This is a genomic window from Serratia sp. JKS000199, from assembly GCF_900215455.1.
Lineage (GTDB): Bacteria > Pseudomonadota > Gammaproteobacteria > Enterobacterales > Enterobacteriaceae > Serratia > Serratia ureilytica.
Genome location: NZ_LT907843.1, coordinates 265,687 through 291,453, shown reverse-complemented (window position 1 = coordinate 291,453; position 25,767 = coordinate 265,687). Strand labels below are relative to the sequence as shown.

32 protein-coding genes are annotated in these 25,767 nt (G+C 59.4%); 10 read left to right on the top strand and 22 right to left on the bottom strand.

The genetic code is table 11. The features are described 5' to 3' along the window. Positions 1-61: 61 nt before the first annotated feature. The 3 genes from CPH57_RS01460 to CPH57_RS01450 form a co-directional block, all read right to left on the bottom strand. Positions 62-562 (bottom strand): RNA polymerase sigma factor, encoded by a 501-nt coding sequence (locus CPH57_RS01460; protein ID WP_033642035.1) that lies wholly within the window; start codon positions 560-562, stop codon positions 62-64. Between the two features lie 143 nt (positions 563-705). Further along, the gene (locus CPH57_RS01455) at positions 706-906 is read right to left on the bottom strand and encodes a YaiA family protein (protein WP_046688340.1); all 201 of its coding nucleotides are present in this window, start codon (positions 904-906) and stop codon (positions 706-708) included. A gap of 47 nt (positions 907-953) precedes the next feature. Next, complete coding sequence (locus CPH57_RS01450) at positions 954-1,358, bottom strand: nuclear transport factor 2 family protein (RefSeq protein WP_046688339.1); 405 nt, start codon at positions 1,356-1,358, stop codon at positions 954-956. A 96-nt stretch (positions 1,359-1,454) separates the two neighbouring features. On the opposite strand from CPH57_RS01450, the gene CPH57_RS01445 reads away from it, so the two are divergent. Beyond that, positions 1,455-2,198, top strand: a complete 744-nt coding sequence (locus tag CPH57_RS01445; RefSeq protein ID WP_096241944.1) for an AraC family transcriptional regulator — start codon at positions 1,455-1,457, stop codon at positions 2,196-2,198. A 36-nt stretch (positions 2,199-2,234) separates the two neighbouring features. On the opposite strand, the gene aroL is transcribed toward CPH57_RS01445, so the two are convergent. From aroL to CPH57_RS01425, 4 genes are all read right to left on the bottom strand, one after another. After that, a complete protein-coding gene (aroL, locus tag CPH57_RS01440; protein ID WP_060659886.1) occupies positions 2,235-2,759 on the bottom strand; it encodes a shikimate kinase AroL in 525 nt (174 codons plus the stop codon). A 109-nt stretch (positions 2,760-2,868) separates the two neighbouring features. Then, a complete protein-coding gene (locus tag CPH57_RS01435) occupies positions 2,869-3,387 on the bottom strand; it encodes a GNAT family N-acetyltransferase (protein WP_047572482.1) in 519 nt (172 codons plus the stop codon). Positions 3,388-3,440: 53 nt separating this feature from the next. Beyond that, entirely contained in the window at positions 3,441-5,564 is a 2,124-nt protein-coding gene (locus CPH57_RS01430) for a TonB-dependent siderophore receptor (protein ID WP_096241943.1), read from the bottom strand. Then, positions 5,557-6,672 carry an ABC transporter substrate-binding protein gene (locus CPH57_RS01425; protein ID WP_096241942.1) on the bottom strand — a complete coding sequence of 372 codons (1,116 nt, stop codon included), beginning with the start codon at positions 6,670-6,672 and terminating at the stop codon, positions 5,557-5,559. Before CPH57_RS01425 ends, CPH57_RS01430 begins: the two co-directional genes overlap by 8 nt. A gap of 216 nt (positions 6,673-6,888) precedes the next feature. Between CPH57_RS01425 and CPH57_RS01420 the strand changes: the two genes are divergently transcribed. Continuing rightward, positions 6,889-7,350: a GNAT family N-acetyltransferase gene (locus CPH57_RS01420; RefSeq protein WP_033642028.1), complete on the top strand. Its 462-nt coding sequence runs from the start codon at positions 6,889-6,891 to the stop codon at positions 7,348-7,350. Here the strand turns inward: CPH57_RS01420 and CPH57_RS01415 are convergent, their stop codons facing one another. Next, positions 7,351-7,908 (bottom strand): class I SAM-dependent methyltransferase, encoded by a 558-nt coding sequence (locus CPH57_RS01415; RefSeq protein ID WP_033642027.1) that lies wholly within the window; start codon positions 7,906-7,908, stop codon positions 7,351-7,353. 240 nt (positions 7,909-8,148) lie between these two features. Continuing rightward, positions 8,149-8,433 carry a YdgH/BhsA/McbA-like domain containing protein gene (locus CPH57_RS01410; RefSeq protein ID WP_033634035.1) on the bottom strand — a complete coding sequence of 95 codons (285 nt, stop codon included), beginning with the start codon at positions 8,431-8,433 and terminating at the stop codon, positions 8,149-8,151. Positions 8,434-8,742: 309 nt separating this feature from the next. Between CPH57_RS01410 and CPH57_RS01405 the strand changes: the two genes are divergently transcribed. Then, on the top strand, positions 8,743-9,918 hold the full coding sequence (locus CPH57_RS01405) for a low temperature requirement protein A (protein WP_096241941.1): 1,176 nt from the start codon (positions 8,743-8,745) through the stop codon (positions 9,916-9,918). A 200-nt stretch (positions 9,919-10,118) separates the two neighbouring features. On the opposite strand, the gene CPH57_RS01400 is transcribed toward CPH57_RS01405, so the two are convergent. Beyond that, on the bottom strand, positions 10,119-11,480 hold the full coding sequence (locus tag CPH57_RS01400; RefSeq protein ID WP_089191240.1) for an esterase-like activity of phytase family protein: 1,362 nt from the start codon (positions 11,478-11,480) through the stop codon (positions 10,119-10,121). A 425-nt stretch (positions 11,481-11,905) separates the two neighbouring features. Between CPH57_RS01400 and aqpZ the strand changes: the two genes are divergently transcribed. Further along, complete coding sequence (gene aqpZ, locus CPH57_RS01395) at positions 11,906-12,601, top strand: aquaporin Z (RefSeq protein WP_033642023.1); 696 nt, start codon at positions 11,906-11,908, stop codon at positions 12,599-12,601. A gap of 57 nt (positions 12,602-12,658) precedes the next feature. On the opposite strand, the gene CPH57_RS01390 is transcribed toward aqpZ, so the two are convergent. Further along, positions 12,659-13,429, bottom strand: a complete 771-nt coding sequence (locus CPH57_RS01390; protein ID WP_089194338.1) for a class I SAM-dependent methyltransferase — start codon at positions 13,427-13,429, stop codon at positions 12,659-12,661. 117 nt (positions 13,430-13,546) lie between these two features. Here CPH57_RS01390 and CPH57_RS01385 point away from each other — a divergent pair, with 117 nt between their 5' ends. The 3 genes from CPH57_RS01385 (at position 13,547) to CPH57_RS01375 (ending at position 15,833) form a co-directional block, all read left to right on the top strand. Continuing rightward, a complete protein-coding gene (locus CPH57_RS01385; protein ID WP_033642020.1) occupies positions 13,547-14,350 on the top strand; it encodes a helix-turn-helix transcriptional regulator in 804 nt (267 codons plus the stop codon). Positions 14,351-14,457: 107 nt separating this feature from the next. Then, the gene (locus CPH57_RS01380; RefSeq protein WP_096241940.1) at positions 14,458-15,189 is read left to right on the top strand and encodes a DUF2076 domain-containing protein; all 732 of its coding nucleotides are present in this window, start codon (positions 14,458-14,460) and stop codon (positions 15,187-15,189) included. 95 nt (positions 15,190-15,284) lie between these two features. Beyond that, on the top strand, positions 15,285-15,833 hold the full coding sequence (locus CPH57_RS01375) for a GNAT family N-acetyltransferase (RefSeq protein ID WP_046688330.1): 549 nt from the start codon (positions 15,285-15,287) through the stop codon (positions 15,831-15,833). On the opposite strand, the gene CPH57_RS01370 is transcribed toward CPH57_RS01375, so the two are convergent. The 6 genes from CPH57_RS01370 to CPH57_RS01345 form a co-directional block, all read right to left on the bottom strand. Beyond that, positions 15,824-16,075, bottom strand: coding sequence for a hypothetical protein (locus CPH57_RS01370; RefSeq protein ID WP_033642017.1), 252 nt, complete (start codon positions 16,073-16,075; stop codon positions 15,824-15,826). The two genes, CPH57_RS01375 and CPH57_RS01370, sit on opposite strands and share 10 nt — an antisense overlap. Before the next feature lie 86 nt (positions 16,076-16,161). Continuing rightward, positions 16,162-16,614, bottom strand: coding sequence for a thiol-disulfide oxidoreductase DCC family protein (locus tag CPH57_RS01365; protein ID WP_096241939.1), 453 nt, complete (start codon positions 16,612-16,614; stop codon positions 16,162-16,164). Positions 16,615-16,689: 75 nt separating this feature from the next. Then, on the bottom strand, positions 16,690-17,019 hold the full coding sequence (locus tag CPH57_RS01360) for a hypothetical protein (protein ID WP_042783760.1): 330 nt from the start codon (positions 17,017-17,019) through the stop codon (positions 16,690-16,692). A 239-nt stretch (positions 17,020-17,258) separates the two neighbouring features. After that, the gene (locus CPH57_RS01355) at positions 17,259-18,434 is read right to left on the bottom strand and encodes a type I restriction endonuclease (protein WP_033651051.1); all 1,176 of its coding nucleotides are present in this window, start codon (positions 18,432-18,434) and stop codon (positions 17,259-17,261) included. A gap of 313 nt (positions 18,435-18,747) precedes the next feature. Continuing rightward, positions 18,748-19,374, bottom strand: coding sequence for an isochorismate family cysteine hydrolase YcaC (gene ycaC, locus CPH57_RS01350; RefSeq protein WP_004928476.1), 627 nt, complete (start codon positions 19,372-19,374; stop codon positions 18,748-18,750). A gap of 116 nt (positions 19,375-19,490) precedes the next feature. Then, positions 19,491-20,372 carry a pirin family protein gene (locus CPH57_RS01345; RefSeq protein ID WP_016928920.1) on the bottom strand — a complete coding sequence of 294 codons (882 nt, stop codon included), beginning with the start codon at positions 20,370-20,372 and terminating at the stop codon, positions 19,491-19,493. Positions 20,373-20,497: 125 nt separating this feature from the next. On the opposite strand from CPH57_RS01345, the gene CPH57_RS01340 reads away from it, so the two are divergent. Continuing rightward, the gene (locus CPH57_RS01340; protein ID WP_096241938.1) at positions 20,498-21,406 is read left to right on the top strand and encodes a LysR family transcriptional regulator; all 909 of its coding nucleotides are present in this window, start codon (positions 20,498-20,500) and stop codon (positions 21,404-21,406) included. Here CPH57_RS01340 and CPH57_RS01335 read toward each other — a convergent pair whose 3' ends face one another. Further along, on the bottom strand, positions 21,407-21,790 hold the full coding sequence (locus tag CPH57_RS01335) for a VOC family protein (RefSeq protein WP_033642012.1): 384 nt from the start codon (positions 21,788-21,790) through the stop codon (positions 21,407-21,409). 2 nt (positions 21,791-21,792) lie between these two features. Next, positions 21,793-22,575, bottom strand: a complete 783-nt coding sequence (locus CPH57_RS01330; RefSeq protein ID WP_033642011.1) for a DeoR/GlpR family DNA-binding transcription regulator — start codon at positions 22,573-22,575, stop codon at positions 21,793-21,795. Between the two features lie 138 nt (positions 22,576-22,713). Between CPH57_RS01330 and CPH57_RS01325 the strand changes: the two genes are divergently transcribed. Both CPH57_RS01325 and CPH57_RS01320 read left to right on the top strand, forming a co-directional pair. Next, a complete protein-coding gene (locus CPH57_RS01325) occupies positions 22,714-23,403 on the top strand; it encodes a hypothetical protein (protein ID WP_033642010.1) in 690 nt (229 codons plus the stop codon). A 106-nt stretch (positions 23,404-23,509) separates the two neighbouring features. Next, complete coding sequence (locus CPH57_RS01320) at positions 23,510-24,127, top strand: hypothetical protein (protein WP_046688326.1); 618 nt, start codon at positions 23,510-23,512, stop codon at positions 24,125-24,127. Between the two features lie 36 nt (positions 24,128-24,163). Here the strand turns inward: CPH57_RS01320 and CPH57_RS01315 are convergent, their stop codons facing one another. The 3 genes from CPH57_RS01315 to pagP all read right to left on the bottom strand — a co-directional run bounded on the left by CPH57_RS01315 (position 24,164) and on the right by pagP (position 25,684). Next, positions 24,164-24,427, bottom strand: coding sequence for a DUF333 domain-containing protein (locus tag CPH57_RS01315; RefSeq protein WP_019454261.1), 264 nt, complete (start codon positions 24,425-24,427; stop codon positions 24,164-24,166). Positions 24,428-24,478: 51 nt separating this feature from the next. Beyond that, positions 24,479-24,967, bottom strand: a complete 489-nt coding sequence (locus CPH57_RS01310) for a DUF2501 domain-containing protein (protein WP_033651046.1) — start codon at positions 24,965-24,967, stop codon at positions 24,479-24,481. Between the two features lie 126 nt (positions 24,968-25,093). Continuing rightward, positions 25,094-25,684 carry a lipid IV(A) palmitoyltransferase PagP gene (gene pagP / locus CPH57_RS01305; protein ID WP_033642007.1) on the bottom strand — a complete coding sequence of 197 codons (591 nt, stop codon included), beginning with the start codon at positions 25,682-25,684 and terminating at the stop codon, positions 25,094-25,096. Between the last annotated feature and the right edge of the window lie 83 nt (positions 25,685-25,767).

Genomic DNA, 25,767 nt, shown 5'->3' with positions numbered 1-25,767 from the left:
TGTTTTTTCTGGTTATAGGTTAAGACGTCTGAGGGCGGATAAACCCGTAAAAAAATTGCCATTATTGTTCGCCCATCCGCGCCATCAGCCGCTCCAGCGCGCTGGCCAAGTGTTTCTCCACCGTGCTGAGCGACACCCCCAGCTGCGTCGCCACCTGCGCCTGGGTCAAGCCATCGAGCCGGTTAAGGCGGAAAATCTGCTGCGTGCGCGGCGGCATGCCCGCCAACGCCTGTTGCAACAGCTGCAGCAGTTGGCCATCGATCGCCCGCTGTTCGAGCGCCGGTTCGCCGGAGGGGTACTGCGCCAGAATGTCGTCTTCTACCGCTTCGGTTTGCCGCCGCTGCTGCTGCCGCAGATGGTCGAGCATCAGATTTTTGGCGGTTTTATACAAGTAGGCCTCGATATCGAGAATATTGCCCTGCGGGTATTGCTCGGTGAGGCGGGTAAAACTTTCCTGCGCCAAATCCGCGGCCAGCTGAGGGTCGCGCAGTTTGGCATTCAAATAGGCTTGCAGCGGCCGCATGTGGCGCAGAAATAGCGCCTGCAACTCGGAATTGGACATCTCTTTTCCCAGAAGTGAAACACCCAATAGGGGCGATAAAAATCACATAAATGATTATCATTATCAATATTGTTCTGGGAAATATGTGCTAAGGCGGGAATAACAGGAAACCGGCCTGACGCCGGTTTCCGCTGGGCTGCAGGTCAGAGCTCTAACGCCTCGTCCTCATAGCGGTGCTTGGCGTCGAGCGCTTCCTGCTCGGTTTCATGTTCACTGAGCAGCGTATTCGGCTCAATGTCGTCGGTGCGCACTTCAAAACGGCGCAGATGCAGACTCGGGTCACCCCGAAACACCTCTACGACGCGGGCGCTCCGTGGATAAGCAGGTTGATCATTTTCGCGCATGCCGTTCTCCCGTGTGTTTCACACAGTAGCAAGTATAGCAGCCGCCCTCATTCCGACACGCGCGAGCCAAGATCGCGATCGCCGGGGGCGCCCACCAACAGCTCGGTCAATTCGTCGCAGGCGCAAATGCGGCCTTCACGCACGGTGAAGTGCGCCAGCACCCGCACGCGGCTGCAGGAGCCATCGCGCTTTTCCACCTCGACCAGATGGTGGGTCAGCACCGCCTCGCCCTGCGCCGCCGCCGCGATCACGCTCAGCGTCATGCGGCGAGTTTGCCGCTTCAGCAGCGCCATGTGTTGCTCAAACTGCTCGAAGTTCAGCACCTTGCCATCCACCTGCTGGCGGTAGCCTGCGCTGAAACGGGCGGCGAGCTGCGTCGGCCGATGTTCCGGGCTGGCGACAACCTGCTGCAGCGTATCGAGTACCAGGTTCAGCGGGGTAAGTTGAGTCATCACGTTTCTCCGAAATGGGGGGAATGGCGATCCTATCCCGGCCAGGCGATGGCATAATAACCGCATCAAGACTTTCAATAACGTTAAACGGCCAATATGACGCAGATCCGCAGCCAACGCCTTCAGCATGAAAGAAAGCACCTGACGCCCTGGCACCGGCACGACGGCGGCCAGATCTATCTCTTGACGCGCGGCATGCTGGCGCTGGAACTGCCTGGCCGGCAATGGGCGATCACCGGCGGTGCGCTGGGCTGGCTGCCGCCGGGGTGCCCCCATCAGGCGCTGGCCTGTGGCGATGTGGCGGGCTGGAGTCTGTATCTGCCGGTGGAAAGCGCGCCGGAGATGCCGCCGCAGCCGCAGCTGTTCACCGCCTCAGCGCTGTTGCAGGCCCTGGTGGAACGCATCGCGCAGTTCTCCGCCGGCCCGATGAGCGCGCCGCAACGGCGGCTGCTGCAGGTGCTGCTGGATGAAATGCACACGGCAAGCCACGCGCCGTTGCAATTGCCGCTGCCGCAGGACGCCCGGTTGCTGAACATCGCCCGGGCGCTGCTGAACGATCCCGCCAGTCTGCACAGCCAGCGCGACTGGGCCGCCTGGGCCGGGCTCAGCCCACGTACCCTGAGCCGCCGCTTTCTGCAGGAAACCGGCATCAGCTTCGCGCTGTGGCGCCAACAGGCGCGGGTATTGCGTTCACTGGAGGGATTATCACGCGGCGAAGCGGTCAGCGAGGTGGCCGACGCCTGCGGCTATGACAACGTCAGCGCCTACATCGCCGCCTTTCGCCGCCGCTTCGGCGTCACGCCCGGCGCGTACTTTGCGGCCGCTCGGCAAAGGGAATAAGAAAACGGGCGCCCAGCGCCCGAAGAGAAGAAAAGGTTATTTCACCGTCTCGCGCGGCAGCACCGCGAGGATTTGTTCCACCACCTGCTGAGGATCGGCGGCGCCGTCCATCACGTAATGCGCGGCATCCTGATACAGCGCTTCACGCGCGGCCAGCACCTCGAGCATCTCTTCGGCGATCGGCCTGCCGGTGAGCGTCGGGCGCTGCGCATCTTCCGGGTACTCTTCCAACCGCTGCGCCAACACGCTGGCCGGCGCGCGCAGGTAGATAACGGTGCCATGCTGGCGCATAAACTGGCGGTTTTCCTCCGCCAGGATCGCCCCGCCGCCGGTGGCAACTATAGTTGACGGCTTGGTCACGGTTTGCAACGCGATGGTCTCGCGGCGACGAAACCCCAGCCAGCCCTCGCGCTCGACCATTTCCGCCACGCTCATCTGCGCCGCCTGCTGCATAAACAGATCGGTATCGACGAACTGATAGCCCAACGCCAGCGCCAATGCGCTGCCTACCGTGGTCTTGCCGGCTCCGCGAGCGCCTATCATGAACAGGGTTTGTGTCATTACGGGTTGTCCCTTATGCGGTGACTTGAGTGCATTGCATACCAAAATACCGAGCGGGTGCGATGGCGTGGTGGCAGCATCATACCCCGCCCACTCTGTATTTCAATATTTACGATAGTGTAAATTCCATGGCACAGCGACTGCCAGCGGCAAAGCCGTGCGCCAGATCCTCATCCAGATGCCGCCGCAAGGCGGCCGTGAGCCGCGCGTCGTCGAGCGGCCGGAACCCCAGCCGCCGGTAATAAGGCGCATTCCACGGCACGTCAATGAAGGTGGTGAGCGTCAGGCGAGCGGCGCCCTGGCGTTTGGCTTCTTCCGCCACCGCCCCGATCAGGCGGCGGCCGACGCCCTGCCGTTGCCAGGCACCGGCGACCGACAATTCGGCGATATGCCAGTCTTTCCCCTGAGCCTGCACGGCGATAAAACCGGCGCACTCGCCGTTGTCGCTTTCGGCCAGCCATTCACGGCGTTCGACGATAAACGCGGCGTGCTGTTGCGGGCTCATCACCTCGCCTTCGGCGATAAAGCGCCACGCCGGCTGCTGGCGAAACAGCTGCGCCGCCGAGCGTTCAACCGCCATCAGATGCGCGATATCCCGCTGCTGCGCCAAACGAATTTGCAGGCTCATGGGTTCTCCTTAACGTTGGGGCGGTTATTTAAGCAAATTTCACCGCCCGCGGCTCAGAAATCGATACTGCCGCGCAGCACCACCTCACGCGGTTCCCCCACCGCCACGCGCAAATTGCCGCCGCTGGACGGGTAATAGGTTTTATCGAACAGGTTCTTCACGTTCAGCTGCCATTTCACCCGATAGCCGTTGATCGGCATGGTGTAAGCGGCGAACGCATCGGCAACGGTGTAATTATCCAGATTGAAGCTGTTGGCGGCATCGCCCGGGCGGCGGCCCACGTAGCGCGCACCGGCGCCGATACGCATCTCATCGCCGCTGTACAGGCCGGGGCTGCCCAGGTTCTGGGTCAGGAACAGCGAGGCGGTATGGCGCGCCACGTTGGTCATCTCTTTGCCCTTGTTGTCCGGATCGTCCACCACGCGCGCGTCAGTATACGCATAGGTACCGATCAGGCTCAGCGAGTCGGTGAGGTTACCGGCCACGTCCAGCTCCACGCCCTGCGAACGCACGCGCCCGGCGGTGCGCGTCACGGTTTCGCCCTCCACCAGCTCATTGACCATCACGTTGCGTTTGGTGATGTCGAACAGCGCCAGCGTGCCGGTGACGCCGTTCGGCAGCGCCAGCTTGCCGCCGACTTCCCATGACTTGCCCTGTTCCGGCGGCAGCGAATCAATTTGGGTGGCGATGGAGGAGTTAGGCTTGAACGACTCGGTATAACTGCTGTACAGCGACACGTAAGGCGTCAGCTTGTAGACCACCCCGGCGCGCGGCACCAGCTTGCCGTCCGAACTGTCGGTGTTGGTCTGGAACGGCCGCCCCTTGCCGGCATAGACGTCGAAAGCGTCGTAACGCAGCCCGCCCATCACCAGCCATTTATCGGTCAGTTGGATGGAATCCTGCATAAACCAGCCGTAGCTGGTGAGATTTTCCCGCTGGTCGCTGTCTTTGGCGCTGACCGCGGTCGACGGCGGCATCAGGCCGTATACCGGATGATAGATATTGAAATCGCTGTTCTTTTTACCGCGGATCATGTCGCCGCGGTAGGTACGGTTATCTTCAAAATCAAAGCCGAACAGCATCTGGTGGTTGATGCTGCCCCAGTCCACGTCGCCATTGAGCGTCAGCTGCACCGCGTTGGCGTGGCTGACGGCATGGGCGGTCGAGTCGGCCTGGCGGCTCAATGCGCCGCTCTCCGGGTTCAGCGCCGTAGCGCGCGCCTGGTTGTCGCTGTAGCTGTTGCGGCTGTAGGCGTAGGTCAGCGAGCTTTTCCAGCGCTCATTGAGCGTTTGATCGATCTGCAGAGTGACGCTGTCCTGATCGCCGCGGGTGGCGTTATAGGCTTCGTCGAAACGGCGATCGCGCGGCGTATTCACCGGTTTGCCGGTGCGCGAATCGATAATGGTGCCGCGATCGAACGGCACCAGATATTCCATATGTTCATAGGCCAACCGCACGGTGGTGTTCTCGCCGTACCACATCAGCGAGGGCGCGATCACCGTCTGGCGATTGCGGCCAAAGTTGCGCCAGTAATCGGTTTCATCGTGATCGACGATCATCCGATAGGCAAATCCCGACGTGCCGAGCGGCCCGGTAACGTCAAGCTGGCCGCCGCCGCCGTTGAAGCTGCTGCCCCAACCTTCCACGTGGGTGTGCTGCTGCAGCTGGGGTTTTTTGGTGATCATATTGATCATCCCGCCCGGCTCGCCCATGCCATAGAGCATCGAGGCAGGCCCCTTAAGCACCTCCACCCGCTCGGTGGTCGGCGTAAAGTTGCGCGCCTGCACCGAACGCACGCCGTCGCGCAGAATGGAGCCGTCGCGGTTGTCGCCGAAGCCGCGTTTCATTACCGCGTCCTGGGTGCCCCCCAGCGTGTTGGCCTGGGTAATGCCGCTGACGTTGTACAGCGCTTCGTCCAGGCTGCTGACAGCCTGATCGGCAATCACCTGTTGCGGCACCACGTCGATCGCTTGCGGCACATTCAGCAGGTTGGTTTCGCTGCGGGTGCCGGTGACGCTGGTCAACGGCTGATAGCTCTGCACGCCGTCGGCGTCTTTGCGGCCGACCACCACCAGGTTCTCTTCCTGCGGCGCGGCTTTTTCCGCCGCCCACGCCGGCGATGTCGCGCAGGCCGCCAAAGGCAATGCGCACCACCAGCCGCGCTTGTTGTTATTCATTATCTAACTGACTCCAATAGGTCCCTGAAAAAGGTAACGGCAAAAACTGCTGATAAAGCTGTTGGAAGGTCTGCTGCGGGTTGATGTCGGCGAACAGATCCGGGTAAAACGCTTTGGCGAACACCTCGACCAGCACCACGTGGTACGGGCTGAGGTAAAAGTTGTGCCAGACGCTCCAGGCGCGGTGGTTTTTCACCGCCTGCAGGTTGGTCAGCATCGGCTGTTTGGCGATCAGCCGGCGGAAGCTGTCGGCGGCCTCTTGGCGGCTGACCTGCGGCCCGAGGCGCAGATCGGACAGCCGTTTGCCCTGCGGCCCGGCCATGCCGGTGGCGAGGTACACGTCGGGATTAGCGCTCAGAATGGTTTCCGGGTTCAGCTCGCCATACACCCCTTTGACGCTGGCGTTGGCGATGTTGTCGCCGCCGGCGAAGGTCAGCAGATCGCCAAGGTTGCCATGCGCGGCGGTGGTGCAGCAGGTGTCGCGCCGCCCCAGATGCAGGTGCAGCATCACTTTGGGCTTCGGCCCCTGATAGCCCGCCAGCCGCTGCTGAATCACAGCCATATGCTGCTGATAAAACGCGATGAACTGCTCAGCGCGCTGCTGGCGATTGAGCACGTCGCCCAGCAGCCGTACGCTCGGCACGGTGTTGTTCAGCAGATCGATGCGCAGATCGACGTAGATCACCGCCACGCCGGCCTTGTTCAACGCAGAAACCAACCGATCGTTGTCGCCGTCTTCACGCGCATAGCGCGCCAGGATCACCAGATCCGGTTTCAGCTGCAGCAGGCTTTCGACATTGACCTGGCGAAAGTTATTGCCGCTGATGACGGGGATCTGGGCTATCTGCGGAAACTGCTGCGTATAAAGCTGCCAGCTTTGCGCATCGAAACGCGCCAGATCCGCCGGCCAGCCGACGATGCGCTGCGCCGGGTTGCCCGGCTCCAGCAGCGCCAGCGTATACAACATGCGGCTCTCCCCCACCACGATGCGCTGCGGATTGTCCGGCACCACAACCTGACGGCCGGTGATATCGATCACCGTCTTCGCCTGGGCGGAGAACACGCCGAACCACAGAGAAAGCAGCAGTAAAATGAGGAAATTGCGCATGACTGAGCCGAAAGGGGGAAATAGTGTGCGCATGATAATCACTCTCATTAGCACTTGCAATCCCGCGCCGCCATTGCCAAAAGAAATCCGGGAAACGGCGCCGGGCGTGCGGCAAACACGGCGAAACCGCTAAAATAACGGCTTTAAAAAGTTAAAAAAATGGCGGGGAAATCGGTTAAATAGAACGGGGAAACAGCTAAAAACCGGGAGACCTCCATGACTCAACGCATCATTCCGCTGTCGGATTGCCCGCAGTTTGCCGATGTGTGCGCCGCCTGGGCATTCGGCCAGTGGGGTTCACAGCGCGGCGGCTCGCTGGAGCGCACCCAGCTGCGTTTCGCCCAATGCAGCCGACCGGGCGACGACCACCTGACGCTGATGATGATCGACGGCGATCGTCCGGTGGGCATGGCCAGCCTATGGCCCAGCGACGACCATCAGCGCCAGGATCTCACCCCGTGGCTGGCCGGCGTCTTCGTGCATCCCGATCACCGCCGCAAGGGCATCGCCCGCCGTCTTGAAATGGCCATCGTCGAGGCGGCGCGGCAGCGCCATCACTCGGTTCTGCATCTCATTACCGACAAATCGGAAGCGCTGTACGCCGGCTGGGGTTGGCAACCTCTGGAGCGCCGGCGGCAGCATGACGAAGAGGTGGTGGTGATGGAGAAAAAACTGTAGCTAACGCGGCGTACAGACATACACCAGCGCCGGCGGGAAGTTGCGCACCACCCGCAGGCGCTTCCAGTGAAAATAGCGCGACAGCAATTTTTCCGACAGATGGCTGTATTGGAACAGCACCAGCGTGCCGTTGCGCGCCAGCAGCCGCTGCCGGGCCTGCTGAAGAATGCGTACGCTGATCCTGACCGGGATCGACAGCAGCGGCAGGCAGGAAAACACCACGTCGTAATCCGTGGCCATCCGGGTCGCCGAATGGCCCATCACCTGCAGCCGCCGATCGTCAATCCCGCGCAGCCGATGCACGAAATGGGGTTGGATCTCGAAGGCCTCCAGCGCCGCATCGGCGCGCATCCGCCCCAGAATGCGTTTGGTCAGCACGCCGTCCGCCGCGCCCAGTTCCGCGATCGACAGCGCCCGGGTCCATTCAACCTGATTGAGCATCGCCTGACACAGCCACGGGGAAGAAGGCGCCAGCGTACCGACGGTGCGCGGTGAAGCCATAAATTGCTGCAGGTAAGCGAAGTGATTCATCAGTTGCAGTCGGGTCGCATTTAACATTGAGGCCTCCTTGGGTTAAGCCCTCAATGTGAGCCGAATTTCTTAAGTAATCATTAACATGATTCCGAAAGCGGCGGACACAGTTGTAATAAAATGCAACCTCATCAGCGGCGCGCAAAGAAAAACGGTCGCAATAATGATCTGAGAATAAGCGGTTTATGCGCCGACCGTTCAGATAATTATTGCGACCGTTTATTTTTTTGGCCGCGTTGCCGCGGCCAGAGGGTAAAAAGCTAACGCTTAGCGATAAATTTCCGCATTGCCGCGCCAGTTGCTGGAGTCCCCGGGGGTGTCCAGACCGATAATGCGATAATGACTGGCGCCGTCCGCCGCGGCTTTTTCTTTCAGGGCGGTGATGGCGTCATGCGGTGAGCCGCTAACGCCGGAAACCGACACGACGCCGAGGCTTTGCAGATTGGCGGCCTGCTCGCTGTTGACCTGTTTTACCGACGACAGCGGCGCGGCGAAAGTGGAAAATGAAGCGGCGGCGATCAATACGGCTGCGATGCTTGGGATAAGTTTCATGATTGACTCCAGGTGTTCTTGTTTATTCGCTCGTTGTCAGTGATGTTAATTATCCGCTAACCAATGAAAACGGACGTCATGCAACGTAAAGAACATCAATCATTGTGAGGAGAATAAGGAGGAAGTGAGAGCGGGTGTGTATTTTCAGGCGAGAATGACTTTATAGGCTTCACCTTACCCCTATTTGATGAACAATTAAAGACGGCGCGCGATAAAGAATGCGCACCGCGTCTATTTAAGATTTTTTACCCGCCGGAGCGCGCTGAGCTACGCTGAATTTTGTGGCTTACCCTTTAAGGAAGAACGCTTATGTCGCAAAAACTGCTGCGCGTGCGTGACGGTCAGGGCGCGTCGGTCTCATTTTCCGAGCTGCTGTTCGATCTGATCTACGTTTTCGCCGTGACCCAACTTTCCCACTATCTGTTGCATCACCTGACGCTGACCGGCGCGCTGGAAACCCTGCTGCTGTGGTTCGCCGTCTGGCTGGCCTGGCAATACACCGCCTGGGTCACCAACTGGTTCAATCCGGATACCCGCCAGATCCGCCTGTTGCTGTTCGCGATCATGCTGCTGGGGCTGTTCGCCGCCGCCGCGTTGCCGCAGGCGTTTGGCGAACGCGGTCTGATCTTCGCCCTGTTCTACGTCGCCATTCAGGTCGGGCGCTCCGCCACGGTATTGCGCCTGCTGGCGCCCGATCATCCGTTAAAACATAACTTTCGCCGCATTCTCGGCTGGCTGTGCATCTCCGCCGTCTTCTGGATCGCCGGCGGGCTGGCGGAAGGCCATGCTCGCCTGGCGCTGTGGGCGATCGCCGTCTTGTGCGAATACGTCTCGCCGATGTTCGGTTTTCGCCTGCCGGTGCTGGGGCGCTCGGACAGCAGCAGCGAATGGACCATCGAAGGCCACCATCTGGCGGAGCGCTGCCAGCTGTTCGTGATCGTGGCGCTGGGGGAAACCATTCTGATCACCGGCGCCACCCTGAGCGAAATGGAAAGCTGGAGCCTGCCGGTGCTCATCGCTTCGCTGGTGGCCTTTCTCGGCAGCCTGGCGATGTGGTGGGTTTACTTCGACACCAGCAGCAAAGCCGGCAGCCACGCCATCAGCCAGGCGGAAAATCCCGGCCAGCTGGGCGCTTATTTCCATTATGTGCACGTCGCGCTGGTGGGGGCGATCATCGTCTGCGCCGTGGCCAACGAGCTGGTGATCGCCCATCCCGACGGCCGCATCCAACACGCCACGGCGGCGGTGCTGCTGCTCGGCCCGGCAATTTACCTGTTCGCCAACGCGCTGTACAAACGGCTGGTGTATCGCCGCTTCCCGCTGTCGCATCTGGTCGGGCTGCTGGCGCTGGGGGTATTGGCCCCGATCGCCTATTTAACCGACCTGCTGATGGTCAATGGCCTGACGACGCTGATCATGGTGGTGGTGGCGGCGTGGGAGAGCATCTCGCGCGGCAAAGCGCCACAGCGGCACGCGCAAGCCTGAATCAAACGGGGGCGCAATCGCCCCCGCTGTGAGATTGATGACAAACCTCATGCCATTACCGGGTTTGCAGAGAGCAGTGGATAAAAAACAAGGAAAATCAATTTATTGATTTTCGGCTGATGGCCACAAAGGAGGAAAAACCCATGTTTTTTCCTCCTTTGTCAGCGGTCTGACGGGGGCGCAATCGCCCCCGATGTCGGTCACTTCAAGGATTGCGGCAAGGTGAGCACCCAGAGCTCACTCAGCGATTCCGGCTGCTCCAGAGGGCGCAATTCGATGCGGGCGTCGGTTTTGTCACCGTCGAGGCTCAACCGCCCTCCTTTCTCCAGCTGATAGTCGCCGATTTTCTTGCTCTTTGGCGACGCCTCCACCAGCGTGGCCTGCAAGCCGAAATCGTTGTCATTGATCACCGCCAACGTGCGATCGTCGATCAGCGCCAACCCTTCCGCTTTCTCCTGGCGCCAGCCCAACTGACGCAGATCCGCCACTTCCCGTTTCTGCGCCAGCTTCACGCCGCGTTTAGCCAGATCTTTCGCATCGTCGAACTCCAGCGCTTTACCCTGGCCGTCAAACGCGCTCAGATCGCTGGCCTGCGCGAGATCCACCAGATAGATCTTGTTGATCATCGACTTATCTTTACCGGTTCCCTGTTCAATCAACAGGATGCGCTGGTTGTCCAACGCCACGACATCGCCAATTTTGGCGTCTTTGGCTTTTTTATAGCTGTCGATATCGATGGGATAGCCGTACATGGCGGTTTTGCCACTGCGCGGATCGAAGCTCACCAGCCGGGTAAACTGCGCCTTGTTTTTGCTTTTGCCATCGACATCCAGCGTGCTCTGCACCGCCGCCAGAATTCGCCCGTCCGGCATCCGGGTCAATCCTTCAAAACCGCGGTTGGGCTGACGCCATTTCAGGATGTTCGGCAAACCGCCCGCCACCGCTTGTTCGCCGGCCTGCGGCGTTGGGCCATATTTGGCGAGGATTTTACCTTTGCCGTCGATATGGATCAGAAACGGGCCGTACTCATCACACAGCCAATAGCCGCCGTTGCCGTCACCGGTCACCCCTTCGGTATCCAACCCGCGGCGATCGCCGGACAGCGGCTGCAACGCGTCGTTCAACGCCACTTCGTTTGTAGAACCAATCAGCTCGCCCGGCAACGGCAGCCCGCCGATCGGCCCTTTTTCGTCGTGCAAGGGCCGCGCATTCTCGGCTACGGCCTTGCCGCCGCCGATACGAATGTCCATCAACAGAGGCGTGAATTGCGGATTGGCGAAAATCTTGGCCTCTTGCTTGCCTACCGCCGGGGCATCGGCATTCGGGCCGCGATCGGTCAGCGTCGTCAGCACCAAATCGTCGCCCTGCTTCTTGTTGAACATCAATCCGGAGCCGATCCCTACCGGCAATCCCTGTGGGAAATGCTTGGCAAACGCCCCCTGATAGGCGACGCGTTCCCCGCCGGGGAAGCCGACCACATAACGCGCCACCTCAATGTCGGCAGCGTGAGCCAATACCGGAAACAGTGAAGCCAACAGCAGGGAGAGCGATTTTATTTTCATATTTTTACCCGAGGTCAAATGAAGCGTTGTCAGGCAGAAGACGATATTAATTTAGCATGACACTTAGATGACAATAGGCAATTCGTCAAATGCACATCAGGCAATAAGGCTGGCTGGCAAATAGAAATTAGCAATTAACCTGAGCGTATTGAATGGAGAAAGCCGCTGGAAAAAACCGCCCGGAAATAGCCCGCCGTTTTGCTTAGGGTAAATTCTTATAGCAAAGATAAAAAAATCGGCAAACGCGCGTCAACACGGCGAAAAACGGTGTTTTTCTCATAGACAAAATAAAATGTCAGGGATTTAATACCGCCGTTATTCAAGGTGCATTAAGAAAATTCTATAGAATATCTGCATGAACTTAAAAAGCTGTTCTATAGTTTTTAGTGCTAACGCCCGTTAGTCTATTCCGCAGGATGGAATCTATGTCAAAGCGACTTTTTGCTGAATTTTTTGGCACATTTTGGTTGGTGTTTGGTGGTTGTGGTAGCGCAGTATTGGCAGCGGCATTCCCACAGCTGGGTATTGGTTTCCTCGGCGTCGCGCTCGCTTTCGGTCTGACCGTAGTGACGATGGCCTATGCCGTCGGCCATATTTCCGGCGGGCATTTTAACCCGGCGGTCACCGTCGGCTTATTCGCCGGCGGCCGTTTCGCGGCGAAAGACGTGATCCCTTACGTTATCGCACAGGTGATCGGCGGTATCGCCGCAGCGTCGGTGCTGTATTTGATCGCCAGCGGCAAAGCCGGTTTCGACGCCACGGCAGGCGGTTTCGCCTCCAACGGTTACGGCGAACACTCACCGGGCGGTTACTCTCTGCAAGCCGCAATCGTGATTGAGCTGGTGCTGACCGCCTTCTTCCTGATCGTTATTCATGGCGTGACCGACAAGCGCGCGCCGGCAGGCTTTGCCCCGCTGGCTATCGGCCTGACGCTGACGCTGATCCACCTGATCAGCATCCCGGTGACCAACACCTCCGTCAACCCGGCGCGCAGCACCGGCGTAGCGATCTTCCAGGGCACCTGGGCGCTGCAGCAGCTGTGGGTGTTCTGGCTGGTGCCGCTGGTCGGCGGCATTATCGGCGGCCTGATCTACCGCTGCCTGCTGGAAGACAAAAAATAAGCGTATCGCAGTCGATCGCGTTTCACGGGGCAGCCTTCATCGGCTGCCCCGTTGCTTTCAGCCCTTCGTCACTTCAAACATCATGATATCGCTGGTAAAGGAGCCGTCCGGCTGGATGGCGAAATGCTCCGCCACCTCCTGCGACACACTTTGCTGCAGCGCGCGGATCGCGGTGACGAAATGCGCCGGCGTGCGCATACGCGCCACCCAACTGCCGAACTCCAGCGTCAATCGATCCGCCGTCACCTCGCGTACCACCAGCCCGGCCTCGGTCAGCAACGTCAGCCACTCGCCCGGCGCATAGTTGCGCACGTGCGAGGTGTCGCGCAGCACTTCCACGGTTTGCAGGTAGATATCCAGCAGCGGGTGCCCCGGCGAGACCACGTCCATAAAGATCGCGCTGCCGCCCGGTTTGAGTACCCGCCTGACCTCGCGCAGCGCCTGGCCGACATCGCGCCAGTGGTGCGCCGAATAGCGGCTGATGACCAGATCGAAGCTGGCGTCCTCAAACGGCAAAGATTCCGCCACGCCCTGCTGCTGATGAATGTTGTTCAGGCCTTTTTCCGCCGCCGCCTGCTTCACCACCGCCAACATTTGCGCCGACAGATCGTAGGCCACCACCTGCGCTACGCTGGCCGCCGCGGTGAAGCTGGCATGCCCGGCGCCGCAGCCCAGATCGAGCAGGCGCGCTTCGGCGTGCGGCGCCAGTAACCGCGCCAGACGTTGCAAATCCTTGCCCTGCGCATGCACCGCGCTGGTTAAATAGGCGTTGGCCTGCTCGCCGAACTGCCGGTCTACCGCATTGTTATGGCTGTTGCTGTTGCTCATGTTTGCTCCTGTTATTATCCGGCTTGCGCCTGTGCCTGAAGGCTTTCGGCTACTATAATCAGGCTACTATACGGGTACAATATGAGCAGTTATCCTGGTATAAATAGGTACCATGCTATGTCATCAGAAGCCTTATCCGGGCCAAAAGCCCTCGGCGCGTTTCTGCGCGCGCACCGCGAACGCATCACGCCGGAAATGATCGGCCTGCCCAGCTCTTCGCGCCGCCGCACCAGCGGCCTGCGACGCGAAGAGCTGGCGCAAATCAGCGGCATCAGCGCCACCTGGTATACCTGGATCGAACAGGGCCGCGAGGTGTCCATTTCCCCTTTCACGCTGGCGCGCATCGCCAAAGCGCTGCGGCTCGGCCCGGCCGAACGCCACTACCTGTTTACCCTGGCGCGTATCGCCGACCCCGAGCAGGAAGCGCACCGCGAAACCGCCAATGACGCGGTGCTGCAAAGCGTGCATCAGATGACGGTGCCCTGCTATCTGCTGGACGTGAGCTGGAACGTCGTCGCCTGGAACCCGCAGGCGGCGGCGCTGTTCAGCGGCTGGCTGGATGTGGCCAACAGCCCCAACCTGCTGCACTTCATGTTCTTCCACCCGTTGGCGAAAACGCTGGTCAGCGATTGGGAAGAGCGCGCGCGCCGCGTGGTGGCCGAGTTTCGCGCCGAGACCAGCCATCATCAAAATACCGAAGAGATGCGTGCCTTCGTGCGCAACATGACGCACAACAGCGCGGACTTTAATCACTGGTGGAAGCAACATGACGTCATGGCGCGCGAAGGCGGCGAAAGAGCGTTCGAGCATCCTCAGCGAGGCGCGCTGCGCTATCGCCAACTCACCTTCCATCCGGCGGAGCACGCCGGTCTGAAGCTGGTGATGCTGATCCCGCTGCCGCAATTGGTAACAAATTCATAGGCAGGTTTACCCGCCATTTATTTATTGGTTCATGTAAACGCGCTAGGGTAATTGATACCGATGATAGTGATCATCCAGCACCGTTATTTATCTCCTGAGGTACTCCTATGCAATCCGAAGAACAACGCCTTATCGATGGTCTGTTTGGCCGCCTGAAAGAAGCCGAGACCAAGACGGGCCCACGGGATCTCCAGGCAGAGCAGCAAATCAACCAGCATATTCGCGAGCAGCCTTCCGCCCCTTATTACATGGCGCAGGCGATGATTATTCAGGAAGCGGCGCTCAAGCAGATGGATCAGCGGGTCAAAGAGCTGGAGGCCCAGGTGGCGCAGCTGCAGCAAACCGCCAACGGCCAGCAGAGCAGCGGCGGCTTCCTGGCCGGCCTGTTCGGCGGCGGCAGCCGCAGTACGCCAAGCCCGCGCGAACAGTATCAGGCGCAGCAGCAAAATACGGCGGCCTGGAACAACGCGCAGCAGCCGCAGCAACCGGCCTATGCCCCACCGCAGCAGGCGGCGCCTTCACGCGCCGGCGGCTTCCTGGGAGGCGCCTTGCAAACGGCGGCGGGCGTCGCCGGCGGCGTAGTATTGGCCGACATGCTGACCGGCATGTTCCGCCATTCACAACCACAGGAAATCGTAAATATTATCGAGGAAACCCCGGCGCCGCTGGACGACAGCGCAATGCGCAATTTCGACGCCTCCAACAACCTGGATACCTTCAACAACGGCGATAGCGGCAGCTTCCTCAACCAGGACAACGGCTTCCAGAACGCCAACTATCAGGACGACACGGACTACGCCGACGACGATTACAGCGACGACGACGACTCCTTCCTGTAATTCCCTTCGCCCCCTCTCACCCGCAGAGGGGGATTTCCCGTTTCGCCAATCTGGTCTACAGTGAACGCTGTTCATTTATCCAGCAGAGAGAAACGATGACAAGCTTTAATCCTTCCACCCCTTTCTTCAGTGAACGCCTGCAGATGCGCCCACCGGTGATGGCGGATCTCGCGCGTTTCTACGCCATCTTCGGCGATCCGCAAACGCAGCGTTTCAATCCCGCCGGCCCACTCACCAGCGAAGCGCAGGCCGCATCGGCGCTGCAAGAGAGGATTTCCGGGTGGCAACAACAGGGTTACGGTTCCTGGGCGATCGCTCTGCGCGAACGGCCGGATTGGATTATCGGCTTTGGCGGATTGTCCCGGAAACCGCTCGGGGCGCAGCGCACCGTGAACCTCGGCTATCGCTTCGATACTCGCGTCTGGGGCATGGGATTGGCCACCGAGATGGCGCGGGCATCGCTGCAATACGGTTTTGCCGGATTGGCGCTGGAGGAGATTTCCGCCATTGTGCGTGCGGAGAATCAGGCGTCGTGGCGAGTGCTGGAAAAGATCGGCATGCAGCGGGTGGATACGCTGGATGACGTGCCCGGCGCGGCGCCGAGCCTGGTGTATACGCTAAAGCGCTGCGACTATCAGGGCTGATCGTCGCTGATTTTGGCCAACGCCATGCGGTAAGATTTGACCTTCTGGCGCTTTTTCAACCAGGTGGCGGTAGAGACAATGAATACCGCGCCCGACATCGCCAATACGCCGGTTGGATGGCCATAAAACACCATCAAGGCAAAGTAGACGGCGGAAACGATCGCCACCCATTTCGCCGTATTGCCCATGTCGTTTTTCTCTTGGGTCAAACGGCGGATGTGCTCTTCTTCACTGATTCCCATACGCGCTCCTTGTTGGCTGAATGACCCATTATATGGAGCTGGAGTGCTGATATTTCAAGCGGTTGGATGGTAAAGAAGCGTAAAGCTCAGGCCGGCGGCTCCCGCCGCCGAGGCAGATAGCGCCCGGGCTGGTCGGCACCCGGCAGGCCGCTGCCGTCGTTGCGGCCAAACAGCCGGTAGCGATTGCCGGCGACCGCATCGTAGATCTTGTCCGCCAGTCGCGGCGGCAAGCAACGCGCCAGCGCCAGCGCGCGGTACGGCCATCCCACTTGGCGCAGCGCCCGAAACAACGCCGCCGAACGCAGCCAACAGCGCCCCTGTTCCACATAGACCACGGAATCGAAACGGTCGGTCGGCAATCCCAGCGCCTGCAGGATTGCCTGCCCTTCGACGGATTGCACCGTCGCCAACAGAATGCGCCGCTGCCGATCGGCGCGAACAAGGTATCTCACCAGCCCATGACACAGGTTGCATTCGTCGTCGAACAACAACGCGCGATCGCCGGGCTGCAGATAAGGCAGCTGTGATAAAGGGGTCATCCCGCCTCCCGAAAAATGCTCGCCTTAGCCTAACGCGCCTGGTGCGCCCAGGCCAGAGCGGGATGACGGGGCGTGTTAAGGCCCGGGCGGTGCGTCAGGCACCGCCACCACCGCGACGCGCACTTCGTAATGTTTGGCGCTGCCCGCCGGGATCACCGCCGTCAGTTTGTTGATGGTTTCCACCGGATTGTCGCTGGCCGAGGTGGCGCAGAACAGCTCACCGCCGCGGCAGAACCCCGGCTTGGGCGGGTGCCCGCCCGGGAAAGGCGGCATGCGCATCGGTTCATCCGCCACAGGCGGCAACGCTTTGGCCGCAGGCGCCTCGGGGGCAGACATCGCGCTCGCGCTGAACAACAGCGCCATGCCCATGCAGGGCAGCGCCAGGATCTTGATTGCTTGTTTCATTGAATTAGCCTCATTTGCCGGGTTCGGGATTACGCTACCCCGCCCCCGGCCCATGAGAAAGCCGCTTTTCGCTACCTTTTCGCCCCGCTGCGCTTTGCTTACATCCCGCGTCTAACGTGATGAAAACAGAAGATTTGGTAAGCATTCCGATCTTTCCCACTTTCCGCACGACACATGCCGCCCTGCGTGGAAAGCTCTTCATGTTCTTTTGCCAATCAACGGCTTAAAGTGGGTATGGACTAACTTTCCTGCTTATCTTTTCTCTTCTGCCTAAAGTTTTCGTCATTAATACAATATTGGTAAGAATCAACGATCAAACCCGTTAGCCGCAAAATATTTTCCGGACGGTCGATAATGATATGCCCCCCTGCAGCCAACTCCAGGCCGGCGCGAGTTATCTCAGCCTGTCTGGCCTCGTCTATCTCAAGCGGAAGCAAAATGGTTGGACGTTGCTTATTGTCGAAATAGCGCAGAACCCATCGCGTCGTCTTCCCTTGAAAGAGGATGCTGTAATAGCTTTCCGTGTCTTTCGCAATCAGCTCTGCCTCAGTGCCCAAGATCATCGCCACATTGTCAAACAAGCACCTTTCTGCAAAGGTCGTCACTATTTTACTATTATCGGGATCAACGATCGGGGCGAGCGGATCCGGTCTGTTTTGCGCTTCACCTTCATCTGGTGACTCAGACGCTACAACATTTTCCGACGTCACTGACAGACCAGAAACGACCATCGCACTCACCGCTTTTTCAACAGCCAAACGAACCAATGGCGTTATTGTGTCCAAAAATCGTTGGTTTAGCTGACGCTGAACGTTAGAGCGACTTGCTACATAGCGAACAAAATCAGAATCAACATCTCGAAGACTGGCGCTGATAGTTTTTGTAAATGAAGTCAGATAGATGCTTTCTTCAGCTAATGTCCGCAGCGCTTCCGGCTGAAATTGGTCGTGCCTAAATCGATAGAGCTGATCAATATCAGAATCGTTTAGATTATTAAAATCTATCTTCAAGAATGGTGTATCATCCATGATGTTTTTATCTTTCAGATCGGTGAAAAATCGCCATTCTTTCCCATTGGTTATTGCAGAAACCGTAACCTCCGGTGTCGCATTAAAATAGCGAGATAGCTGGGGGCTATGATTTGACAAATTTTGATTGAAGGACTTCGCCTCGATGAACATGACGGGAACCGCATGGCAAAAAAGGGCGTAATCAACGCGCTCACCCACCTTAACACCTGGAAAATCAGCACCATACTCTGCCTTCACCTTAGTAGGATCATATGGATGAAAGCCTAGGGTTTCTAATAACGGCAAAATTAATGCCTGCTTAGTCGTTTCCTCAGTATTGCAATGCTGACCTACCGAGGCCACATGAAGAACATGGGCCTTAAGCTTATCTCTGAATGCATTCATCAATCATCCCTCTGCTGTGTTAAATCGCTGTAGTCTTAAATTACACGTTCAAAAGCGCTTTTCTTGCAACAAAGCGGGGCTCTTAAATAGAACTCCGTCAATATTTAATAGAATTAGCATTAATTATTAGTTATATAGCAGAACAAATAGCCTTAATCAAAATGGGAACAAAAAGACCTAAAGTCGATCACAATAAAAAAAGAGAGAAGTATTAAAAGATGGGAATTTATAGCGAGTGAACCATTGCTGGTACTGATATTTATACAGAATCCAAATACAAATGATGGGCAGCAAATACTGCCCATCTATCGCGTTACTTGCCGTTCGTCAGCGTGTTGTAGCTGGTCATCAGATTGCGGTAGTCCGGGATATGGTTGGAGAACAGCGTGCCCAGGCCTTCGATGTCGTTGCGCCAGTCGCGGTGCAGCTCGCAGGCGACGCCGAACCAGGTCATCAGCTGCGCGCCGGCGGCCTCCATGCGGCTCCAGGCCGACTGACGCGTCAGCTCATTGAAGGTGCCAGAGGCGTCGGTCACCACAAAGACCTCGAAACCTTCATTGAGCGCCGACAGCGCCGGGAATGCCACGCACACTTCGGTCACTACGCCGGCGATGATCAGCTGCTTGCGGCCGGTGGCTTTTACCGCCTTGACGAAATCGTCGTTGTCCCAGGCGTTGATCTGGCCAGGGCGAGGAATGAAGGGAGCATCGGGGAATTGGGCTTTCAGTTCGGGCACCAGCGGGCCATTGGGGCCGTTTTCGAAACTGGTGGTAAGAATGGTCGGCAGGTTGAAGTACTTCGCTAAATCACCCAGCGCCAGCACGTTGTTTTTAAACCGATCGGGATCGATATCACGCACCAGCGAAAGCAGCCCTGCCTGATGATCCACCAGCAATACGGCGGCCTGGTCTTTGTCGAGGCGCTTGTAATTTGCAGTCATGGTTTTACTCCTGTGGGGTTGATGTTGCGGATGAAACGCCCCGCCGCAGGGCGGGGCGTTGAGGTTTAAGTGTAGCGCCTGAGCCGGGGAACACTGTCCGCCCCAGGCGCCAAGGTTCAACCGGCGCTCGCTTCGGCGTTCATGCTGCCGAACTTGCCGCTGTTGAAATCGCGGAACGCCTGCTGGATTTCCGCGTCGCTGTTCATGACGAACGGGCCGTAGCCGACGATAGGCTCATCGATCGGTTCGCCGCTCAGCACCAACAGCGCGACGTCGTTGTTGGCTTCGATGGTGATCGAATCCCCCGCCCGGTCGAAACGCACCATTTGGGTTTCGCGCACCACGTCTTCGCCGTTAACCAGGATCGCGCCGTGCAGCATCACCAGCGCCAGCGTATGGCCTTCTTTCACCGTCAGCGTGGTGGTATGGCCGGCATTCAGCTTCATGTCCCACACGTTAAGCGGGCTGAAGGTGCGCGCCGGGCCGGCGTGGCCGCCAAAGTCACCGGCGATCACCCGCACCTGCCCTGCGCCGTCCGCCAGAGGAACCACCGGAATATCGGCGTTCAGCAGCGTCTGATAGCCCGGCTCGGCCATTTTGTCCTTGGCCGGCAGGTTGACCCACAGCTGCACCATTTCCATGGTGCCGCCCTTGCGCGAGAAGTCCCGCGAATGGAACTCTTCGTGCAGAATGCCGGAGGCGGCGGTCATCCACTGGACGTCGCCGGGGCCAATCACCCCGCCGCTGCCGGTCGAGTCGCGGTGTTCCACTTCGCCCTGATAGACGATGGTCACCGTTTCAAACCCGCGATGCGGGTGTTGACCCACGCCACGGGTGCCGGAGGCGGAGCGGAATTTGGTTGGCGCTGCGTGATCCAGCAGCAGGAACGGGCTCATTTCCGCTCCCAAATCGTTATAAGAGAACAGCGAATTCACCAGGAAACCGTTACCGACCCAATGTGCTTCCGGGCTGTTGTGAATACCGAGGATTTTTTTCATCTTGAACTCCCGTTTCAGACCTCACGGCCTTAAGTTGATGTCAGAAGTTTAATCCGCCGGGGTTTGCTGCAGTAGTAGGCAAGATGTACACTCAGCGTTCTACTGGTAGAACGATAAGGGATGCGATGCTGACCGATCTGAACGACCTGTTTTTCTTCGCCAGCGTGGTCGATCACCAGGGATTCGCCCCCGCCGGCCGGGCGCTGGGCATTCCCAAATCCAAACTCAGCCGCCGCGTGGCGCTGCTGGAAGAGCGGTTGGGCGTGCGCCTGATCCAGCGCTCGACGCGGCGCTTCTCGGTGACCGAACTCGGCCAAACCTATTACGCGCACTGCAAGGCGATGCTGGTGGAAGCGGAAGCCGCGCAGCAGGCGATCGAACAGACGCGCGCCGAGCCCTGCGGCACGGTGCGCATGTCCTGCCCGGTGGCGATCCTGCACACTCGCGTCGGCAGCATGGTGGCAGCCTTTATGGCCGATTATCCCAAGGTGACGGTGCATCTGGAGGCCACCAACCGCCGGGTGGACGTGGTGGGGGAAGGGTTGGATCTGGCGATCCGCGTGCGGCCGCCGCCGCTGGAGGACAGCGATCTGGTGCTGAAGATCCTCGCGCAGCGCACCTGGTGCGTCGCCGCCAGCCCGGCGCTGGTGCGCACCCTCGGGCCGGCGCAAACGCCGGAAGACCTGCGTAAATACCCGACGCTCGATCTCGGCCCGGCGCGCGGCCAGCACCAATGGCGGCTGACCGGCCCGCAGGGTGAACGCGTGGAGTGGGAGCACTCGCCGCGGCTGGTCACCGACGACATGCTGATGCTGCGCACCGCCGCCATCGCCGGCGCCGGCATCGTACAACTGCCGGCGATGATGATGCGCGACGACATGCTGCGCGGCGAGCTGGTGCAACTGTTGCCTGGCTGGCAGCCGCAGGGCGGCGTGGTGCACGCGGTCTACCCGTCGCGCCGCGGCCTGCTGCCGGCGGTGCGGCTGCTGCTCGACTATCTGGGTGAGCAGTTCGCCAGCATTGAAGAAGAGTAATCAGGCGGTGATTTCGATCGCGTTGCCGTCCGGATCGCGAATGACCGCCTCGTAGAAGCCGTCGCCGGTCCAGCGTGGCGCGGACAGCAAGATGCCCTCCTGCCGTGCGCGCTGCGCCAACCGATCGACCTGCCGCTCATCCCCCAGCGACAGCGCGATGTGCGCCCAGCCCACCCGCTCCTCCTGCGCCTGCGCCGGCAGCAACGTCGGCACGCGCATGATCTCCAGCGTTGGCCCGGCCGCCAGGCTGACGAAGCGGGAAACGAACCCCGGCCGATTGCGGCTGACGTACTCCTCTCCCGCTTCACCGTTGAAATAGCGCTGCCAGAACGCCAGCTGCGCGTCGATGTCACGGGTCCACAGGGCAACATGGGCTATTTTCATCATCATTCTCCGGTCGATAAATCGCTGTGCCAGATCTGGCCGCCGCCCTGCGCCACCTGCTGCTCAAGCTGCGGGTGCGCGCCGCGCGCCGTCACCAGATGATCCACCCGCCCGGCGGGCAGGAAGGGGTAGGGGGCGTAGGTATTGAGTTTGTCGCGGGTGCACAGCACCGCCACGCTGCCGGCGCGCGTCAGCAACCGCTTTTTGAACGTGGCGTCCTGGTAACTCAACGCGGAGAAGCCGCCGGCCGGGTCGTAGGCGCAAATGCCGGTGAACACCAGATCGAAATGAAATCCGTCGATCTCTTCCGCCGCCTTGGCGTCCACGCAGCCGCCGACCTGCGCATCCAGTTCGCCGCCGATCAGGATGGTGCGGATCCCCGGCCGTTCCAGCATTTTGCCGGCGATGCTCAACGCATTGGTTACCACCGTCAAACGCCGATCGCGCGGCAACAGATCCGCCAGATACAGGTGGGTGCTGCCGGCATCGAGGAAGATCAGCTGTTCTTCGCCGATCACCCCCAGCGCGGTCTGCGCCAGCGCCAGCTTCTCATCACCGCTGAGGGCAATGCGCGCCGCAACGGGGCCTTCGGCCGGCGTCGGCGCCAGCGCACCGCCATAGATGCGTTTGCACAGATTTTGCGCCGCCAGCTGACGCAGATCGCGGCGGATGGTCGCTTCGGTGGTATTCAGCCGCTGCGCCATCTCCAGAGCCAGCACTCGCCCCTGTTGGCGGAGCGTGTCGAGAATGGCCTGATGGCGCTCATTCGGTAACAGTTTGGACATCATGTCAATCCGGTGATGCTAAAGTGATCATAAATGTACACAAACGTACATAATCGAACAAACACTTTTTTGGCAACACTCAAGCGGCGGCGCTCGTCTAGACTGAAAGTGACATCACAGATAAGGGATTATGACGCGATGACTTCCGCCGTGCTTTATACGCTGTTTCCCGCCGCAGCCACCGTCGTCGGCGCAGCGGTGGCGCTCTATCGCCGCCCCGGCGACGCCGCGATGCGCGTCATCCATCACTTTACCGCTGGCATCGTGTTCGCCGCCGCCGCCACCGAAATCTTGCCCGATCTCAAACAGCAGTCGCCTGTGGCCGTGTTGCTGGGCGGCGCTGTGGGGGTGCTGTTAATGTTGCTGGTTCGGCGGCTGGGCGAAAAAGCGCAGGGGCCGGTCGGTTTTATCGCCGCGGTCGGCGTCGATATCTTTATCGATGGGCTGGTGCTGGGCATTGCCTTCGCGGCCGGCGCCAAAGCCGGCCTGCTGTTGACGCTGGCGTTAACGCTGGAAGTGCTGTTCCTGGGATTGTCGATCGTCGGCGATTTGCAAGACTTTCTCGGCAGGCGGCTGCGCGTCATGGCGGCGATAGTCGGCCTGGCGCTGCTGTTGCCCATCGGCGGCCTGCTGGGGGCGCCGGTGGCCATGCTGGGCGCATTTTGGCTGACCGCCTTTCTGGCCTTTGGCCTGATCGCCCTGCTCTACCTGGTGACCGAAGAGCTGCTGGTCGAAGCGCATGAAGGCGGAAAGGAAACCCCGTTCGCCGCCGCGATGTTCTTTGCCGGCTTCCTGCTGCTGTTGCTGTTGGAAGAAGGTTTAGGATAAAAAAACAGGAATTTCATGGCGCATGCCGCCCGGTGGCAACGCTTTGGCTATACTGAGGCAAGCGAAGTTACCGCAGACGTAACGGCTTGGGCGTAAAGGGAAAACGATGTTATTGACGATCGCAAGGTGGCTGTTTCAATTACCCGGGAAGCTGTTTGGGCTGATTTTTAAAAATCGCCTGAGGGTATTTCTGTTCTTCATGCTGGTCGCCCTCGGGGTGCTCGGCGTCAAGCGCTATCTGCTCACCCACCAGTATGACGACGAATTCAGCCTCGCCGCCCCCACCGATTACAACCGCGCCATCAAGCGCGAAATGCCGCAGCGCGAAGCACGTGAGCAATGCGGCGGGCCGCTGCACGATAATGCCGGGCAACCCTGGCCCGCGTCAGCCGGCTATCTGCATCAGCCGACCGGCCTGCCCGCAACCGGCCTGCATCGGCTGACGCTGGACAATCAAGGCAACGATTTCGCGGTGTTGGTCAAAATGGAAACGCCCGCCGCGCCGCAGCAGCTGGCGGAAGTCTTTATTCCGGCCGCCGGCAGCTTCGAGGTTAAAATGAATGCGGATGCGGAACACGTGATGAAAATCAAGAACATCAAGACCGGCTGCATGTTCCGCTCCAGGCCGTTCAACCTGGATAAACGGAGCGATTGGCGCATACCGTTATCGCTGCAAAAGGACGGCAGCCTGCAGCTGCAGCCGATAGGCGATCGGCAATTCTGATCGGGCGCCGGGCAGAGTCACCGGCGCCGCAAAAGGTTACTTTTTAACCGGATGATCGCGGCGGAACAGCTCCCAACTTTCAATTTCCTGCCCATTCGGCAGCGTACAGGTCGAATACTGGCCCGCCGCGTTTTCTTTGGCGTTCAGCTTACCGCCGATTTTGGTGCAATACACGTCGGCCGGGTTCGCCATGCCGATCGGTTTCACCTGCGGCGGTGGCGGCGCATCGTTGGATTTCACGGAACACCCCTGCAACATCGTCATCCCTGCCAGCAGGGAAAGCATCAACGTTTTTTTCATTTTTCCAGCTTATGCAAAATACCCACGGCGGAACGCTCCGCCGTGGGTTGATCATGAAATAAAGGATTTGCCCTGTTTCAGCACCAGATCGCAGGCTTTTTGTTTCACCTTCTCGGTGATCTGCGAGGTGCCCAGGCTGTTGAGATCCAGGCTCTTACCTTCACCGGTCTGCAGCAAGCCGCCCAGACCCTGCTGATAATCCTGGCTCTTGGCGTTTTCGGTGCTGGTGATGCCCAGTTTGCTGAGCAACTGATCTTTCACCCCTTCGGCGCCGTTAGCCGACAGCACGTTGTTTTTCACACAGTACTGCAGGATGCCGGCGGCGTTGGTCATGCTGCTGGAGCTTAACGCCTTGTCGCCGCCGTTCAGCAGGCCGGTCAACGAGGAGAGCGACATGCCGCCGCCGCTTTCGCCGCCAGACTTGCTCAGTTCGCCCGCCGCGCTGTTGAGAGAATCCATCAGACCGGCGGCCTGGGTGGCGCCGCTGGCCAGGGTCGCGGACAGCGCCAAAGCCAGCAGTAAACGATGTTTGGTGATCATAGTGATAAAACTCCTGTAAGAACGGCATGCAATCGGCGCAGCGCGCCGGGATACCTCTCCGACGCCGCCTGCGGCGACAAGTTCCTTTTATCTCGCCGCCGCGCCGTTTTTCGGAATTCAGGAAGTTTAGAACTGCCAGCGCAGCCAGGCGAAGAACACGTTGCCGTTGTTATAGGTGCCGGGAATGTAGGTCGCCTGGAACGTCAGCCGCTGATAGCCGATAGAAGCCAGCGGCAGCGGCGCCGGGATAGGGATATATTTCCAGTTATCGCGCGCGGTGACGCTGGCGGTGAAACCCAGCCCCAGGCGGAAATCCTTGTCATCCAACGGACGCCAGATCTTCTCGTAGGCGTAGCCGCCGATCGGCTCCCACTTGTTGAAGGAATCCTTGAACGCCATGATGTAGATGCCGTGCCAGTCACCGTCGCTGTCGTAGCGGGAGATGCCATAACCGGCGCCCCACGGGCGCTCGTTGTACTTATCGATATGTTCGTCATCGTAAGTCCAACGGTTATGCCAGGTGATGGCCGGAATATAGAGATCGTGGTTCGGCGAATTGTTCCAGGTCTCCGACACGTTATGGGTAAAGCGCTGCCATAGACCCGGTTTTTCGGCCTGCGCGGTATTGCCACTTTCTGTACTAACCTCAGCGTAAGAAGGCAGTGCAGGAAATATCAACGCCAGAGAACATGCCAACAGAGTCCGTTTGAGAAACATGGTAAAGCTCCTGTAAAAATACGGCCGAAGATTTTTACCGATAGCCCAGGCAAGATCAAGCTGTATCCAATTTATCCAACGCC